The sequence below is a fragment of the Patiriisocius sp. Uisw_017 genome, assembly GCF_047731265.1.
GTDB lineage: Bacteria > Bacteroidota > Bacteroidia > Flavobacteriales > Flavobacteriaceae > Patiriisocius.
Map to the genome: position 1 here is coordinate 3,502,927 of NZ_CP159835.1, position 17,189 is coordinate 3,520,115.

At 36.0% G+C, this 17,189-nt stretch carries 10 protein-coding genes; 8 read left to right on the plus strand and 2 right to left on the minus strand.

The window, feature by feature from the left end:
- Positions 1-111: 111 nt before the first annotated feature.
- On the minus strand, positions 112-2,022 hold the full coding sequence (gene dnaK, locus ABXT67_RS15900) for a molecular chaperone DnaK (RefSeq protein ID WP_415375011.1): 1,911 nt from the start codon (positions 2,020-2,022) through the stop codon (positions 112-114).
- 504 nt (positions 2,023-2,526) lie between these two features.
- On the opposite strand from dnaK, the gene ABXT67_RS15905 reads away from it, so the two are divergent.
- The 5 genes from ABXT67_RS15905 to dinB all read left to right on the plus strand — a co-directional run bounded on the left by ABXT67_RS15905 (position 2,527) and on the right by dinB (position 11,191).
- Positions 2,527-3,438 carry a nuclear transport factor 2 family protein gene (locus tag ABXT67_RS15905; protein ID WP_415375012.1) on the plus strand — a complete coding sequence of 304 codons (912 nt, stop codon included), beginning with the start codon at positions 2,527-2,529 and terminating at the stop codon, positions 3,436-3,438.
- A gap of 137 nt (positions 3,439-3,575) precedes the next feature.
- Entirely contained in the window at positions 3,576-4,850 is a 1,275-nt protein-coding gene (locus tag ABXT67_RS15910; protein WP_415377020.1) for an MFS transporter, read from the plus strand.
- A 110-nt stretch (positions 4,851-4,960) separates the two neighbouring features.
- Positions 4,961-6,454 carry a sulfatase-like hydrolase/transferase gene (locus ABXT67_RS15915; protein ID WP_415375013.1) on the plus strand — a complete coding sequence of 498 codons (1,494 nt, stop codon included), beginning with the start codon at positions 4,961-4,963 and terminating at the stop codon, positions 6,452-6,454.
- 157 nt (positions 6,455-6,611) lie between these two features.
- On the plus strand, positions 6,612-9,638 hold the full coding sequence (locus tag ABXT67_RS15920) for a DNA polymerase III subunit alpha (protein ID WP_415375014.1): 3,027 nt from the start codon (positions 6,612-6,614) through the stop codon (positions 9,636-9,638).
- 335 nt (positions 9,639-9,973) lie between these two features.
- Positions 9,974-11,191, plus strand: a complete 1,218-nt coding sequence (gene dinB / locus ABXT67_RS15925) for a DNA polymerase IV (protein ID WP_415375015.1) — start codon at positions 9,974-9,976, stop codon at positions 11,189-11,191.
- Positions 11,192-11,680: 489 nt separating this feature from the next.
- Here the strand turns inward: dinB and glmM are convergent, their stop codons facing one another.
- A complete protein-coding gene (gene glmM, locus ABXT67_RS15930) occupies positions 11,681-13,069 on the minus strand; it encodes a phosphoglucosamine mutase (RefSeq protein WP_415375016.1) in 1,389 nt (462 codons plus the stop codon).
- A 102-nt stretch (positions 13,070-13,171) separates the two neighbouring features.
- On the opposite strand from glmM, the gene ABXT67_RS15935 reads away from it, so the two are divergent.
- The 3 genes from ABXT67_RS15935 (at position 13,172) to ABXT67_RS15945 (ending at position 16,958) form a co-directional block, all read left to right on the plus strand.
- A complete protein-coding gene (locus ABXT67_RS15935; protein ID WP_415375017.1) occupies positions 13,172-13,756 on the plus strand; it encodes an ACP phosphodiesterase in 585 nt (194 codons plus the stop codon).
- 294 nt (positions 13,757-14,050) lie between these two features.
- Complete coding sequence (gene ggt / locus ABXT67_RS15940; RefSeq protein WP_415375018.1) at positions 14,051-15,760, plus strand: gamma-glutamyltransferase; 1,710 nt, start codon at positions 14,051-14,053, stop codon at positions 15,758-15,760.
- Between the two features lie 184 nt (positions 15,761-15,944).
- The gene (locus ABXT67_RS15945; protein ID WP_415375019.1) at positions 15,945-16,958 is read left to right on the plus strand and encodes a hypothetical protein; all 1,014 of its coding nucleotides are present in this window, start codon (positions 15,945-15,947) and stop codon (positions 16,956-16,958) included.
- Positions 16,959-17,189 lie beyond the last annotated feature (231 nt).

Below are 17,189 nucleotides of genomic sequence, written 5' to 3' on the forward strand. Positions count from 1 at the left end.
CTATAAAAAGCAGGTCTCGTTGACAATAGCCCACAAAAAAATCCCCAACCTAAATAAATAGGTTGGGGATTGTATTTTTTAGCCCGCCTACTATGCAGCGGAGCCAAAGTATTACTTCACTTCTTCAAAATCTACATCTTCAACATCAGCATTCTCGGTTTCTGTTGAACCTGTGTCTGCTGCTGGTTCTTCTCCAGTTGGAGCACCACCTTGCGCATCTGCCTGTGCTTTGTACATCTCTTCGCTAGCTGCTTTCCAAGCTTCGTTGATCTTATCAAGCGCTGGCGTGATCGCATCTACGTTCTTAGTTTCGTAAGCTGCTTTCAATTCTACAAGCGCATCTTCAACTGGCTTCTTGTTATCGTCAGATATTTTATCGCCAAATTCTTTCAACTGCTTTTCTGTTTGGAAGATCATTCCATCCGCTTCGTTGATTTTATCTGCCGCTTTTTTTGCTTTCGCATCAGATTCAGCATTTGCTTCTGCTTCTTGCTTCATTTTAGCAATTTCCTCTTCCGTCAATCCAGAAGAAGCTTCAATACGAATATCTTGTTTCTTACCCGTTGCTTTATCTTCGGCACTTACTTTAATAATTCCGTTAGCATCAATATCAAAAGTTACTTCAATTTGAGGTACTCCACGTTGTGCTGGTGGAATGTCACTTAAATGAAAACGTCCTATTGTCTTGTTGTCATTTGCCATTGGGCGTTCCCCTTGCAATACGTGAATCTCTACACTTGGCTGGTTGTCTGCCGCCGTTGAGAATACTTGGCTTTTCTTAGTTGGAATGGTTGTGTTAGACTCAATCAATTTTGTCATAACACTACCCATAGTCTCAATCCCTAAAGAAAGAGGAGTTACATCTAATAACAATACATCTTTTACATCACCCGTCAATACACCTCCTTGGATTGCAGCACCTACCGCTACTACCTCATCAGGATTCACCCCTTTATTTGGCGCTTTCCCAAAGAATTTCTCTACTGCCTCCTGTACTGCAGGAATACGCGTAGATCCACCTACTAAAATTACTTCATCAATATCACTGTTTGTTAAACCCGCAGCTTTCATTGCAGTTTGACAAGGCTCTATCGTTCTTTTCACTAAATCGTCAATCAATTGCTCAAACTTAGCACGTGTTAATGTTTTAACAAGGTGCTTAGGTCCGCTTGCAGTTGCAGTAACATAAGGCAAGTTGATTTCAGATTGTGTAGAAGATGATAATTCAATCTTCGCTTTTTCAGCAGCTTCCTTTAAACGTTGTAATGCCATTGGGTCTTTACGAAGATCCAAATCGTTTTCCTTTTTAAAATCATCTGCTAACCAGTTAATGATTTTTTGATCTACATCATCACCACCCAAGTGCGTATCACCGTCTGTAGCAAGTACTTCAAATACACCGTCTCCTAATTCAAGGATAGATACATCGTGTGTTCCTCCACCAAAATCAAATACTACGATTTTCTGATCTGTATTTTTCTTATCAAGACCGTAAGCTAATGCTGCCGCTGTAGGCTCATTAATAATACGCTCAACCGTTAATCCAGCAATCTCACCAGCTTCTTTAGTCGCTTGACGTTGGCTGTCATTAAAATATGCAGGCACTGTAATTACAGCACGTGTTACATCTTGGCCAAGGTAATCTTCAGCCGTTTTCTTCATTTTTTGTAGAATCATCGCACTCAATTCTTGAGGCGTGTACAAACGACCGTCGATATCCACACGTGGTGTATCGTTGTCTCCTTTTACTACTTTATAAGCAGCGCGTTCTGCTTCACTTGTAGACTCAGAGTACTTGTTCCCCATAAAACGTTTGATCGATGCAACCGTCTTTGTTGGGTTTGTTACCGCTTGTCTTTTTGCAGGATCTCCTACTTTAATCTCACCACCATCTACAAATGCAATTACAGAGGGGGTTGTTCTTTTTCCCTCAGCATTAGGGATTACGGTTGGCTCACTACCTTCCATTACTGAAACACACGAATTTGTTGTCCCTAAGTCAATTCCAATTATTTTACTCATATCAATATATTTACTTTAAATGTTATTTAGTGTTTTACCTTCTGCGGAAATAATCAGGCAGAGCCAAAATATTAACCATCCTAAGACGACTAACAAAAGACAAAGTTTATGCCAACAGAAATCGACTGACAACGTGACATATTTTAAAAATAGAAAATAGAAATCGGAAATTAAGAATCTAAAACGAAACAAAAAATCTAGGAGCTCCTTTCCCTTAGCAACAGCTAATATATAATCAAACAAACCATCTAGGCTCCTTCCCCTTTTTTCAGGGAAAGGAGGATTTCGGAAGGGGTGATTCCGCGATTTACAATCAAACAAACAATCTCACTACATTCAAATCCCAATAATCTATCCAGAACCAAAGCCCCTGCCTCACATTTATTGCGGGAAGTAAATAAAACACTCAAAACTAAAACCACAAAGCAGCCTAATAACAGGTACTAATACGTATTTCAAATCCAAAAAAAATAGTGTAAATTGACTACTTTAAACTAACTATAAATGAACCTCACTAAAAAAGAAAAACAAGACATTCTTAAGGTCTATGATCATTGGATAAATAGCGATCTTAATGGCGATGTTAAAACCTATGATTCTTACTTTGACGATGCCTTTCATTTTATTGGTTCCACCGCAAACGAAGAATTTTTAAACCGAAACGAAACCACAAATTTCTTTAAAACTACTGCCGAGCAACTTTCAGGAAAAACGAAACTTCGTAATGAAACCAAAATTGTAGAAAAATTTGGTGAACTCATTTTTATAACACATTTGTTTGACGCTTGGTTTTTAAAAGATAAAGAATGGATTTTCTATGAGCGCTTTCAGTTTACAAATGCGCTTCAAAAAAATAAAGAAGGCTGGAGATTTATCTATCAGCACTACTCTACCCCAGACAATAAAGCCCAAGAAGGAGAAACCATTGGCTACGACCAAATAACTGCTGAAAATTTACAACTACGGGAAGCAATACAACGGCGCACTAAAGAATTAGTAGAAAAAAATCGTGAACTCGAAATTGATGGGGCACTACAAAGAATTCGTACAGAAGCTATAGCGATAGAGAAGGCAATGACCTCAGGAGATGGAACCCGCCTTGGTTTTGTAATGGAGTTTCCCAGAAATATACATGGAAATATCCCATTATTAGCAAATTGGGGAAAAAGTGATGGTGCTCTTGTCATTTACCCGATGGATGCAGAAGCAGCCGTAGCATATGTGAATAAAATGATTACACTAGATGATACACACAACTTTGAACTCAAAGTTTCCATTGGCATAAAAAGTGGCGAAATGATTTCTAGAAATATTGGTTCTAAAAGTTTAAAACGGTTGGATTATACAGTAATTGGTGATACGGTAAATACAGCGGCACGATTTCAAGATACCGCAAAACAAAATTGTAATATCTGAGAACTGTTACCACAAAGTAAAAGATTCTTTTAAGTGTGAAGAAATAGGAAGCGTTTTGTTAAGAAATAAATCGCAACCTATTACTATATATGAGGTATTGAATAATAAAGGGTACGAACACGTTTAAACTTATAAAAATAGACACAAAAATAACAAAACAACCTGTTCATTACATTGTCCTGCTAATCTTAGCAGGCGAAGCTGTCTTTATACTCCCCTTTGTTTTGGCGCGTGTATTTAGAGCTACCGTATTAGAGGTGTTTACTATTACCAACACCGAAATTGGCTACTGCTTTTCTATTTACGGTCTCGTTGCTTTAGGCTCCTATCTAGTGGGAGGTCCATTGGCCGATAAATTTGCTCCTAGAAAATTAATGGGAAGTGCATTAGTATTAACTGCAGCTGGAGGTCTCGTTTATGCAAATACTCCTTCCCTAGCTACTTTAAAAATACTCTATGGATATTGGGGATTTACGACCATTTTTTTGTTTTGGGCTGGAATGATTAAAGCTACCCGTGTATGGGGAGGCGCTAAAAATCAAGGAAAAGCATTTGGATTTTTAGATGGCGGTCGTGGCTTGGTGGGTGCACTTTTTGGATTGCTTGGGGTGCTTATTTTTGCTGCGTTTGTTAATCAAATAGTGACCGCTAAAACAGTAACAAACAGTGCAGAAGCTTTTAATCAAGTGGTACTGGTATCTTCTGTCATTGTAGCGGTTATAGGCATCATCGTTTTCTTTTTTCTAAAAATAAATCCCACAGAAGAAAAAGAAATACTGAAAGAAAAAATTACCATCGAGAATATCAAGTCAGTTTTAAAGCTTCCTTCCGTCTGGTTATTAATGATAATTATTCTTTGTGCCTATGTAGGATATAAAATAACTGATATCTTCTCATTATACGCACGAGAAGTAATGAACTATACCGAAGTAGAAGCTGCAAAAACCGGAACTTTTCTATTATTTATTAGGCCCATGGTTGGAGTATGTATTGGTTTCCTAGCAGACCGTTCTCGTGCTTCACTTTATTTGACCTTAGGTTTTTTACTTACTATTATTGGTGCTGTTTTATTTGTATCTGGTCTTTTACCCAACAGCACTTCCCTATTTTTCTTTGTCACCATTATCATTACTGCTGTTGGAGTTTATGCCGCGAGGGTTCTCTATTTTGCGGTATTACAGGAAGGAAAGATTCCATTAGCATTAACAGGTACCGCTGTGGGTGTTATTTCTTTTATAGGCTACACACCAGATATTTTTGCGGGTCCAATGATTGGTTATTTCTTAGACGGCTGGAAAAGCGAAACTGGTTACCAATACCTTTTCTTGGCCTTGGCAGCGTTTTCATTTATAGGGCTAATCGCATCATTCATATTTTTTAACCTCAGTAAAAAGAATAATTCCACAAATTAGCTGTGTGACCTCGAGTATCTCAAAAAAAATAGCTTAATTAAGAGCTCCCATATCGCATGCTTCAGAAATAAAATATAATTTTAACGACCTTAACGAGAGACGCTATTTAAATGAGATTATTTGAACAACTTTTACTCCCTCTTAAAAATCTAAAAAAGGTAAGCGCACCCAATTTTATCCTAGTAGGAATTGCTTCAGGGCTCTACCCCTTTATCTATAATTACTACTCCAACTTTACATTGGTGGATTCTAAAAGCCAGTTACTATTCTTCTTGGGTTATTTTCTACTACTCCCTGTGTTTGTGAGTCTAATTGTTTGGTTACTATCAAAACAAATAGCTGTAGTAAAAAATCATTATGTGCTATTATTAGCAATTATAAACACCTCATGGTTTTCTTATCTTATTGTTATTAGCGCTTTCGGTTTTCAGAAAAAAATACTCTTTGTAGCATTGTGTATTGCTTTTGCTCTTGCCTTTTTTTTATATAGGTTTCTTAAAAAAATCGTGATATTTCAATTATTATTAGCAGCAATTGTTAGTGTGCAGTTACTTTTTCAGTGCATTAACGATATCAATTTTTCTTCTGAATGGAAAGAACTACCAGATACAATAGTACAAGCAAAATTTGTCGAAAAGCCCAACATTTATATCATTCAACCAGATGGGTATGCGAATCTTTCAGTTTTAAAAGAAGCTCCGTATTCTTACGACAACAGTCTATTTGAACAATTTTTAACGAAAGAGAAATTTAAACTGTATCCAAATTTTAGAAGCAATTATACAAACACGGTTACTTCCAATAGCGCACTATTTGCAATGAAGCATCACTATTATAAATCCCCAGGCCCAAATACAAAAGAACCCGAAGGCCTGCGCAGAAGTATTGCCAGTAATAATGCTGTACTATCCACATTAAAAAATAATGGATACCGAACTTCATTGTTATTAGAAGCACCCTATTTAATTATAAACAGACCAGAAATCGCTTATGATTATTGCTCCATTCCGTACGATGAGTTAAATTATTTATCGCGAGGTTTTGATAAGGCTATCGATATCTATTCTGAAACAGAAAAAGCACTGCAGCGCTATCCCGATACTCCTAATTTATTTTTTATTGAAAAAATGCTTCCGCGCCATATTTCGGTACAAGCAGCTCAGTCAAAAGGAATGGAAATGGAAAGAGAATTATATCTTAAAAACCTTAGTCGTACAAACACTTGGCTAAAAAAAATAGTACGCCTAATCAATGAAAAAGACCCCAATGGACTCATCGTAATTATAGCAGATCACGGTGGTTTTGTAGGGATGAACTACACGGCAGAACGCCGCAAAAAAACAGATGACTCAAAAATTATAAAGTCAATGTACGCCTCATTATTGGCTATTAAATGGCCCAACAACAAAGCACCCAATTTTGATACGGCACTTAAAACAAATACCAATCTTTTTAGGATTCTATTTTCGCACCTCTCACAAGATGAATCCTATCTACAACATCTTGAAGATGATGGAAGTTATGTAATTATAAATGAAGGCGCTCCCTTTGGGGTTTATAAAGTATTAAATGATGCTGGAGAGATGGTTTTTGAAAAAAAATAATTACCAGATTTTATAAATAAGTAATTATCCTTGTTGTGCTGCCTTAAAAAAGTAAGCTGCTATTTAATACATTGTTATTCCTTATACACCTTTTATTGTTGACAACTTATTCTCTATAATTAGGAATTATTCCATATTTTTGGACTAAATCCAATTTATGTTTATTAACACCCATACCTTTTACAGTTTGCGTTACGGAACCCTTGCTCCGAAGGAATTATTGGAGTATTTACAAAAGGTAGCGACAACGAGATTTGCCTTGACAGATATTAACACAGCTTCGGCATGTATGGATATTTTACGAATGGCTCCAGAATATTCGGTATCGCCAAGTGTTGGAATCGATTTCAGGAATAGTGCGCAGCAACAATTTATCATGTTGGCAGCAACCAATCAAGGATTTCAAAATATGAATGACTACCTCTCTTATTTTTTACATACAAAGACAGAAATCCCTGAAATAGCAGAAACCATTCCGCATACGTATGTTATTTATCCTTTTGAAAAATTTCAGCAAAAGCAATTAAAAGAGCACGAGTTTATAGGGGTGCGTGCCCAAGACCTCAACAAATTAAAATTCTCACCGTGGCGCAAACAATTGCACAAACTTGTTGCATTACAAACGGTTTCGTTTCAAAATAAAAAAGGGTATAATACCCACCGTTTATTAAGAGCCATAGACAATAATACATTACTGAGTAAACTTCCTATTTCTGAACAAGGAAGTGAAAAGGATATATTTATTTCAATAGAAAAACTAAAAGAAAGTTTTGAAGAATTTCCAAAATTATTGACCAATGCCCAAACACTTTTAGAAAAATGTAACGTCAATTTTAACTTCAGTAAAGAAACTCCAAATAACCAACGCTGTTACACTAGTAATGAAAATCTAGATTTTAACCTGTTGCGAAAACTAACCTACGCAGGCTTGCATTATCGTTTTAAAAGACCAGGTGAACGTGTGCTCAAACGCATAGAGAAAGAGTTAGGCATCATCAAACAACAAAATTTTGTCTCCTACTTTCTTATTAACTGGAAAATATTAAAATATGCCCGTAGCAAAGGTTATTTCTACGTTGGCCGCGGTAGTGGTGCCAATAGTGTGGTGGCATACTTGTTAAGAATTACAGATGTAGACCCCATAGAATTAGATCTCTATTTTGAACGCTTCATAAATTTATACCGAAAGAATCCTCCAGATTTTGACATCGATTTTTCGTGGGCAGATAGAGATGATATAACCAAATATATATTTGATAAATTTAAGAATACTGCGTTGATAACGGTTTATAATACGTTTAAACACAAAGCTTCGGTGAGAGAATTAGGAAAAGTTTTTGGATTGCCAAAAGCTGAAATTGACCTCTTATCTTCTGGACATTTTAATTTTGAAAAATTAGACAAACTCTCACAACTTGTTCTAATTTATAGCAAACATATTGAAGGATTCCCTAATTATCTAGGAATACACGCTAGCGGAATCATCATTTCAGAAAAGCCCATTCATTATTACACTCCTACCTTTATGCCTCCCAAAGGGTTTCCTACCACGCAATTTGATATGGTAGTAGCAGAGGATATTGGGCTTTATAAGTTCGATATCTTAAGCCAACGCGGATTAGGAAAAATCAAAGATGCGGTAGCCATAATTAGCAACAATCAACCCAATCATACTCCCTTTGATATCCACGACATCAAGAGATTTAAAAAAGATAAACGCATCAAATACTTACTGCGCAATGCAAAAGCCATTGGTTGCTTTTATGTAGAATCTCCCGCAATGAGAATGTTAATGAAAAAGCTACAAGTAGATGACTATCTGGGGCTAGTAGCGGCAAGTTCAGTGATTCGCCCTGGTGTTGCAAAATCTGGTATGATGCGCGAATATATTTTACGTTGTCGTTTTCCAGAGTATCGTAAACAAGCACACCCTACACTGCTTGATATTATGCCAGAGACTCACGGTGTTATGGTGTATCAAGAAGACGTGATAAAAGTGGCTCATTATTTTGGGGGACTCACCTTGGGAGAAGCAGATATGCTACGCCGCGGTATGAGTGGTAAATTTCGTTCGCGAGAAGAGTTTTTAAAAGTGAAACAGCTCTTTTTTGATAATTGTAAAAAACAAGGCAAACCCTACGAGCTTACTGCGGAAGTATGGCGACAAACCGAAAGTTTTGCAGGCTACGCATTTGCAAAAGGGCACTCTGCCTCCTACGCCGTAGAAAGTTATCAAAGTTTGTTTTTAAAAGCATACTACCCCTTAGAATATATGGTGGCAACACTCAATAATGGGGGTGGGTTTTATAAGCAAGAACACTATGTACATGAAGCAAAAATGCACGGCGGTATCATTTTACCACCTTGTGTAAACCACAGTTTTGCATTGACCATTATTAGCAATAAAGATATTTATTTGGGGTTTTCTTTTTTACACGCTTTAGAACGCAAAACCATAAACCGCTTTATACAAGAAAGAGATAAAAATGGGCTCTATACAAGCTTAAATAATTTTATAAATCGTGTTCCTATTTCTATGGAACAGATTGCGATTTTAATAAAAATAGAGGCTTTTAGGTATACTAACAGAAACAAGCGAGAATTGCTTTGGGAAGCGCATATGAAAATTAATAAAATAACTTTTGAAGAACAGACACTAGAATTATTTAAAACTGAAAAGAAAAATTACAAGACTCCAAATTTACCCAATACAAAACTCGAAGACGCCTTTGATCAATTAGAACTATTGGGGTATTCGCTATGCAACCCTTTTAATTTATTGATTGAAAGTCCAAAAGGAAATCTAAGAGCTAAGCATTTAATTCATTTTATAAATAAGCCAGTAAGAATCAACGGGTATCTCGTAACCACTAAAACCACAAGCACCTCAAACAATAAAAGAATGCAGTTTGGCACTTTTATAGACCAAGATGGAGACTTTATAGACACCGTTCATTTTCCGCCAGTAGCAACTAAATATCCTTTTAGAGGAAGAGGAATTTATGAAATAACAGGAAAAGTTTTAAGTGAATTAGACTGTATAAACATTGAAGTAATAAAACTAGAACGCCTAGCCATTATTGAAGATCCAAGATACAGCGATACTAATTTAGCAAATAAAAGCGTAAATAATTTTAACCGAAAATTACATCCAGCAGCCAAAGTGGCTTTATTAAAAAATTGAAATAAATAGCATTATAAATATGAATCGAAAACAAGACAACAAGCTAAAGTCCTTCCCTCAAAGGCTAAAAATTATTAATGAAATAAAGCAACTTTTTTCTACGTCTCGGGGAAGAGCCTACCCCGAATTTATTTCGGGAGGGGTTTCAGTATTCATATAAAATAAACAGTAAAAAGTTAGTCCGAAATTAGGAAAAGCTTGCCTCGCATTTATTACAGGAGGGCTTTTGAACTTGAGGATGAACTTGAACTTGAAGATGAACTTAAACCTAAGAGTTATAAATAAAATCACCACAACCTAACCTAGTTACTTAATCAAACCCATAAACTAAAAAATTGAATAAAAAACGAAACATCATCCATATGGATCTTGACACTTTTTTTGTGTCTTGTGAGCGCAGGCTAGACAGCAAGTTAAATGGAATCCCCGTATTGATTGGCGGCACTAGTGATCGTGGCGTAGTAGCGGCCTGTAGTTATGAAGCTAGATCTTTTGGTATTCATAGTGCAATGCCTATGCGCTTGGCAAAACAACTGTGCCCCGAAGCCGTAATCGTTAGAGGAAACTCTGGCATCTACAGTAAATTTTCTAAAGAGGTTACCAATGTAATTAAAGAAAGTGTTCCCTTATATGAGAAGGCTTCGGTAGATGAGTTTTATATTGATCTTACAGGGATGGATAAATTTTTTGGATGTTTTAAACTAGCTTCAGAATTACGAGAACGTATCATTAATGAAACAGGATTGCCTATTTCCTTTGGCCTTTCAGAAAACAAGACAGTTTCAAAAATTGCAACGGGCGAAGCAAAACCCAATAATAAACTGAAGATTGACTTCGGAAATGAAAAACATTTTCTATCTCCTCTTTCTGTAAGAAAAATACCAATGGTGGGTGAAGTTACCTATCGCTCTTTATGTGATTTAGGGATTAAACGCATAAAAACCATTCAAGAAATGCCCATGGAAATGATGCACAAGGTATTTGGGAAAAACGGGCAAACCATTTGGCTTAAAGCAAACGGAATAGACAAATCGCCCGTAGTGCACTATAATGAGCGAAAATCTATCTCTACAGAACGTACTTTTGACCGTGATACCACCGATATAAGAAAACTAGAAAGCATCATCATTGCTATGGCAGAAAACCTAGCCTACCAACTTAGACGAGGCAATAAGTTAACAGCTTGTATTACTTTTAAAATTAGGTATTCAGATTTTCAAACCTATACAAAACAAAAGCGCATCCCCTATTCTGCCGCAGATCATAAAATTATTCCTTTGGTCATGGAGCTTTATAAGTTTTTATATCAAAGAAGATTATTGGTTAGGTTAGTAGGAGTACGCTTTAGTCATCTCGTAGAAGGAGGTCAACAAATAGATTTATTTAATGACGATGAAAAAACAATTAATTTATATCAAGCCATGGATAAAATGCGTGAACGTTATGGAGATAGAGTGGTTATGAAAGCAGCCGGGATGGGAGCAAAATCTATAAGCCGTTGGAATCCCTTTACAGGAGAGCCGCCTCCTTTATTAGCAAATAGAAGAAGATAAAACATTAATCTGTTATCACTACATCGAAGTAAAATTATCCTGTATGGGTATCAACGTAACAGTATTAACAGGAGCTGAAAGGCTCGCAAAAAACTAAATTTCGCTGTGCTATACTTAAAAGTTAGAAAAGTAAAAAGAGGCTACTACTCCGTTTTCTTAGAAACCATTACTGAAACTCCAAACGATTTTAAAAATCACAAAATCACCCACACATTCTAAGACAAATTAGAAGCGCTTTCTTATCTTGAAAAAATCCATTTTCTGAAAATATAATGTGTCGTTTTCCTTTCCTCCAATTACAAATTTGCCCTCGCAATCAGATTCAAATGATATATTTTTAGAAATATTAAGAATCTACACACGTAGACAGGAATTCCTAAATCATCAACAATCCTTCCAGACAAGATTCCATTTTGCGCCGAACGAAAGGTTGCTAAAAATAAAATTATAACAATTACGCATCAACACAACAAATACTGTCTGCTAATCTCACAAACCAGCAATAACTTTAATCTCACCAATAATTTTATCAGCTAACGAGTCTGCCGCTTCCTGAGAAGAAGCTTCAGTATAGATCCGGATAATAGGTTCAGTATTAGATTTTCTTAGGTGTACCCAGTTTTCAGCAAAGTCAATTTTCACACCGTCTACCGTGTTTATTTCTTCATTTGCGTATTTAGACTCCATTCCTTTTAAGATAGCGTCCACATCAATTTGAGGGGTGAGTTGTATCTTTTTCTTGCTCATAAAATATACAGGGTATTCACTTCGCAATTCGCTTACTTTTATTTTCCGCTCTGCTAAATAACTCAAGAATAAAGCGACACCTACAAGGCTATCTCTTCCATAGTGCAACTCTGGATAAATGATTCCTCCATTACCCTCACCTCCAATAACTGCGTTGGTATCTTTCATGGTTTGCACCACATTTACTTCCCCTACAGCACTTGCCGTATAGGTTCCTCCCAATTTTCTAGTAACATCTCTTAAGGCGCGAGAAGATGACATATTCGAAACTGTATTCCCCGGAGTGTGTTGTAGTATATAATCTGCAATAGCAACCAAGGTATATTCCTCGCCAAACATTTGCCCTTTTTCATCTATAAACGCAAGTCTATCCACATCTGGATCTACTACGATACCAAAATCTGCCCCTTCGTCAACTACCATTTTCATAATATCGCCCAAGTGTTCTTTCAAAGGCTCTGGGTTGTGAGGAAACTCGCCATTAGGCGTACAGTATAATTTAACAGGATGAACTCCTAATGTTTCTAAAAGCAAAGGCACGGCAATACCTCCAGTAGAATTTACACCATCCACGACCACTTTAAATTTTGCTTTTTCAATAGCGCTTTTGTTTACTAAATCAAGGTCTAAAATCTCATCAATATGTAAATCAAAATAAGCATCATTTCTTGTTATCTTCCCAAGGTCATCTACTTCAGCAAATTGAGTTTCTGCTTTTTCAGCAATATCCAAAATCTGTTGTCCAGCTTCAGCATTTAGAAATTCTCCCTCATTGTTCAATAATTTTAAAGCATTCCACTGTTTTGGATTGTGACTCGCTGTTAAAATAATCCCACCATCTGCGTGCTCCATTGTTACCGCCATTTCTACCGTAGGCGTTGTGCTTAAATCTAAATCCACTACATGAATTCCCATTCCTACAAGTGTGTTCATTACCAAATTTTGTATCATAGACCCACTGATTCTTGCATCACGGCCCACCACAATTTTGTAATCCTCTTTATTGCGCTGTTGCTTTACCCAAGTACCGTAGGCTGCGGCATACATTACCGCATCTATAGGGGTTAAATTATCGCCTTGAGTACCGCCAATGGTGCCCCTAATTCCTGAAATAGATTTTATTAATGTCATCGTTGTCTTATTTTTTAGCCGAAAAAACGCTTCGGTTTTAGTGCCGCAAATATACCTTTTTAAAGCTACATTTATAATCGCCATTTTTTGTAAATTTACTACATGAATTATTTAGCGCATATTTATCTTTCAGGAACTTCTGACGGGGTTATCATTGGTAATTTTATAGCAGACGGAATCAAAGGAAAAAAATATAAAAAATATCCTCAGGAGATTCAAAAAGGGATTCTTCTCCACCGGAGGATTGATACTTTTACAGACAGCCATCCCATCGTTAGACAGAGCACTAAAAGACTTCACAAAAAATACAGTCATTACAGTGGCGTAATTGTCGATATATTGTACGATCATTTTTTAGCGAAAAATTGGCAACAATACAGCGAACAACCACTTGCCGAATATGTGGCAGATTTTTATAATTTATTAGTTTCTAATTTTGAAATTCTCCCAACGAGAATACAACGAATGATGCCGTATATGATTTCCAATAATTGGCTACTTAATTATGCAACGATTTCAGGTATTTCAAACGTTCTTGAGGGAATGAATGTTCGTACAAAAAATATTTCTAAGATGAACTTTGCCGTAATCGAATTAGAGCAATTTTATACAGAGTTTGATGCAGAATTCACTGAGTTTTTCAAAGAATTAATTGACTATTCAAAACAACTGCGAGAAACTCTTTGAAAATAAAGACGAAATTAAAATCGAAAATGAAACAACTAATTTAGGCTTCTTACCCCTGCAGCCGAAAAAATTATTAATAAAATGAAAGTATTATATACTTTGTTATGATGGAAGGTAGACTTCATCTGAAAATTTATAATCAAAAGCTAAATATATATTCTGAAATTCAGAAGAGGGATTTTGAAACCAAACACAATAAGCCAAGATAATATCGTGAGAAATCTAACCACCAAGACACAAAGAACACAACGTTTTTCTTTACTGAAACCAAAGGATTTTTTTAACCGAAGTTCTATGCAATATATCCTATTATTAGTCATCATCCTATTAGGATTTATAAGTTGTAGAGAATCTCCCACGTCAGTAAAAATCGAAGAACAGGTTCCACAACTAGGACTTATCACAAAAAATGCCATGGTAGTTTCGGCTCGTGAAGAAGCTTCAAAGATTGGATCACAAATAATGGAACAAGGCGGTAACGCCTTTGACGCTATGGTTGCTACTGAGATGGCACTTGCTGTTTGTTTTCCTTACGCAGGCAACTTGGGCGGCGGCGGTTTTATGGTATACCGCACACAATTTGGCGAAATAGGCGCATTAGACTATCGCGAAAAAGCACCATTAAAAGCGACCAAAACGATGTACCTCGATGAGAATGGAAACTACCTGCCAGAAAAAAGTAAAGTTGGAGGGCTCGCCGTAGGAATTCCAGGCACCGTAGCGGGAATATTTAAAGCACACGAGAAATTTGGAACGCTCCCCATTGAGACAATCTTAGAACCTGTAATCCAATTGGCTAAAAATGGTTTTAAATTAACCAAAGCTCAAGCTATTAGATTTAACTACTACGCTCCTATTTTTAAAAAAGTAAATGGAGCCGAATCTATTTATACAAAAACAGTTTCCGAAGGAGAAATTTTCAAAAATGAAGCACTCGCAAGCACATTACAAGCTATTAGCGATAAAGGGCAAATGGCATTCTATAAAGGCGCTATTGCTGAAAAATTAGCCGCTTTTTTAAAAGAAAAAGGAAGTATCATCACTGTTAAAGATTTGGCTAGATACGAAGCAGAATGGCGCGAACCTGTGACGTTTAATTATAAAGACTTAAAAGTGATCTCTATGTCTCCGCCATCCAGTGGTGGTATTTGTTTGGCGCAAATATTAAAAAGCATTGAACCTTTTGATTTGAAACAGTTTGGGCATAATTCAGCTAAATACATTCAAGTATTAACAGAAGCAGAAAGAAGAGCCTACGCAGATAGAAGTTATTTTTTAGGAGATCCAGATTTTGTTGATATTCCAGTAGATAGTTTAATTAGCGATGAATATCTCAAAAATCGAATGGATGACTTCTCCTTTGATCAAGCAACAATGTCAACAGCAATATCTCACGGAAATATCCCTGGCTATGAAAGCATGGAAACGACGCATTACTCCATTGTAGATCAATTTGGAAATGCAATTGCAGTCACCACCACATTAAACGCGGCCTTTGGATCAAAATTATATGCTAGTGAGTTGGGCTTCTTTTTGAATAACGAAATGGATGATTTTAGCGCTAAACCAGGAGAACCAAATATGTTTGGGCTCATTGGAGGGACTGCCAATGAAATTGCTCCGGCAAAAAGAATGCTTAGTTCTATGACTCCAACGCTAGTCGAAAAAGATGGGGACTTTTGGATGAGTGTTGGAACCCCTGGAGGATCTACTATTATCACTTCGGTATTACAAACTATACTAAATGTCTACGAATTTGATATGACTATGCAAGATGCTGTCGATGCTCCACGATTTCATCATCAATGGCTGCCCGATGTGGTTCAATTTGAACGAGAGGGGATTGATGAAAAAGTACTTCAACAATTAAAAAATAAAGGATACGCAATTGATCGTACAAATGCAATAGTACTGGGAAAAGTAGATGCCATTTTAATGCTACCAGATAGCACTATGGAAGGAGGAGCAGATAGACGTGGAGATGATACAGCAATAGGTTTCTAAAAAAACGTAGCTCACCGTACTTTAACAGCTTAATATACGTTTTATCGAATAATGTTAAAAAATAAATGCCAATGTAGGATTTTTACTACATAATCAAGTATGTTTGACTTTATATCAATTTTGGTACCATTGGCTTGAAGGTTGACCTACTGTATTACAACTCGCCTATTTGCCCCACAATCTAATGACAAGAAAGAAGTTATTAAACAATCACTACGCCCTAATACCATTGGTATTTTCAGGGCTTTTGGTCATTGCGGTCATTTTTTTACTTTGGCAACGTTTAGCAACAGAACCAACGTTTAGAGAATCACTTCAAGAGTATAGTGGTTTATTTATTGGAATAAGTGGTTTCATTTCATTTTCAATACTAGTATACCTAATTGTTTCCGTTATTGGATCTAAGCGAGTACAATCGGTTTCTGGAGGTCAAGCGAGTATCTTGATTCAAAAAATGAACACGGTACGCCAAATTATTGAAATCTTACTAGACAGTAAATTATGGCTTCCGGGAGTCAAAGAATATATTGATGACGAATTTGAAGGCCTAAACTTTTTTGAAGTAAAGGAGTTTTACAAAGGAAAATCAAAATTAGCTATCGAATTTCTTCAAGAAAAACCAAGCTTTAAAGATACAGAAACACTTTATTTGGAATTAAAATCACTTTTAATGATTGATCCAAAACAAAAGAAACTCCCTAAAAACCTAGTAACACCTACATACTTCAAAACAGAAATCTTAGAAAAATGGATTGAGCACAAATGTGGGTCCGGCCTATGGTATTACTTTGGTTATAAGTTTGGTAACTATAAAGGCTCACTAGATATTGAAGCGATTTTTGAACGACATCAAGATAAAATCATGACCTTGGCAAATAATATAGACAGTGAATTATTTGAGGAAAATAGCTTTAACGAAAACTTCTTCTCTAAATTAGGAGAATACATTAATAAAGATTTAATCCCGCAGTTATTTCAACTTCAAAACAAGACAAGCTCTAGCGTTCCTAAAACCATAAAGTATTTATATTTATTATTTTCTTCTTCTATTATAATAGGTGTTCTTTTACCTTTAATCACATTGTTGTTTAGTCTTAATCCAATAGCCTTAATTGTCAGTTTTGGTTTTGTAATTGGCTTGTTATTTTTCTTAGTACTTACCGCATACCCATTTTTAAATAAAATTTTAGAAGAATAAAATACTTCAGGGCGATCCCACTAGCTATTCAAATCCTAAAAATAAAATTATAAACCAGCCTGACTGTTAGGCAGGTCACAAAGCTTAATAATTAAAAGACGGAGCCTCGAGATATTAAACTCGAAAAAATATGATAAAAAAAATTTCAATGTGGGATTCTCCATCCTCAATTGTTGTATAATTAATAATATCCATTACACCTTGACAGTTAAATTTTAAAGCAGTTTAAGT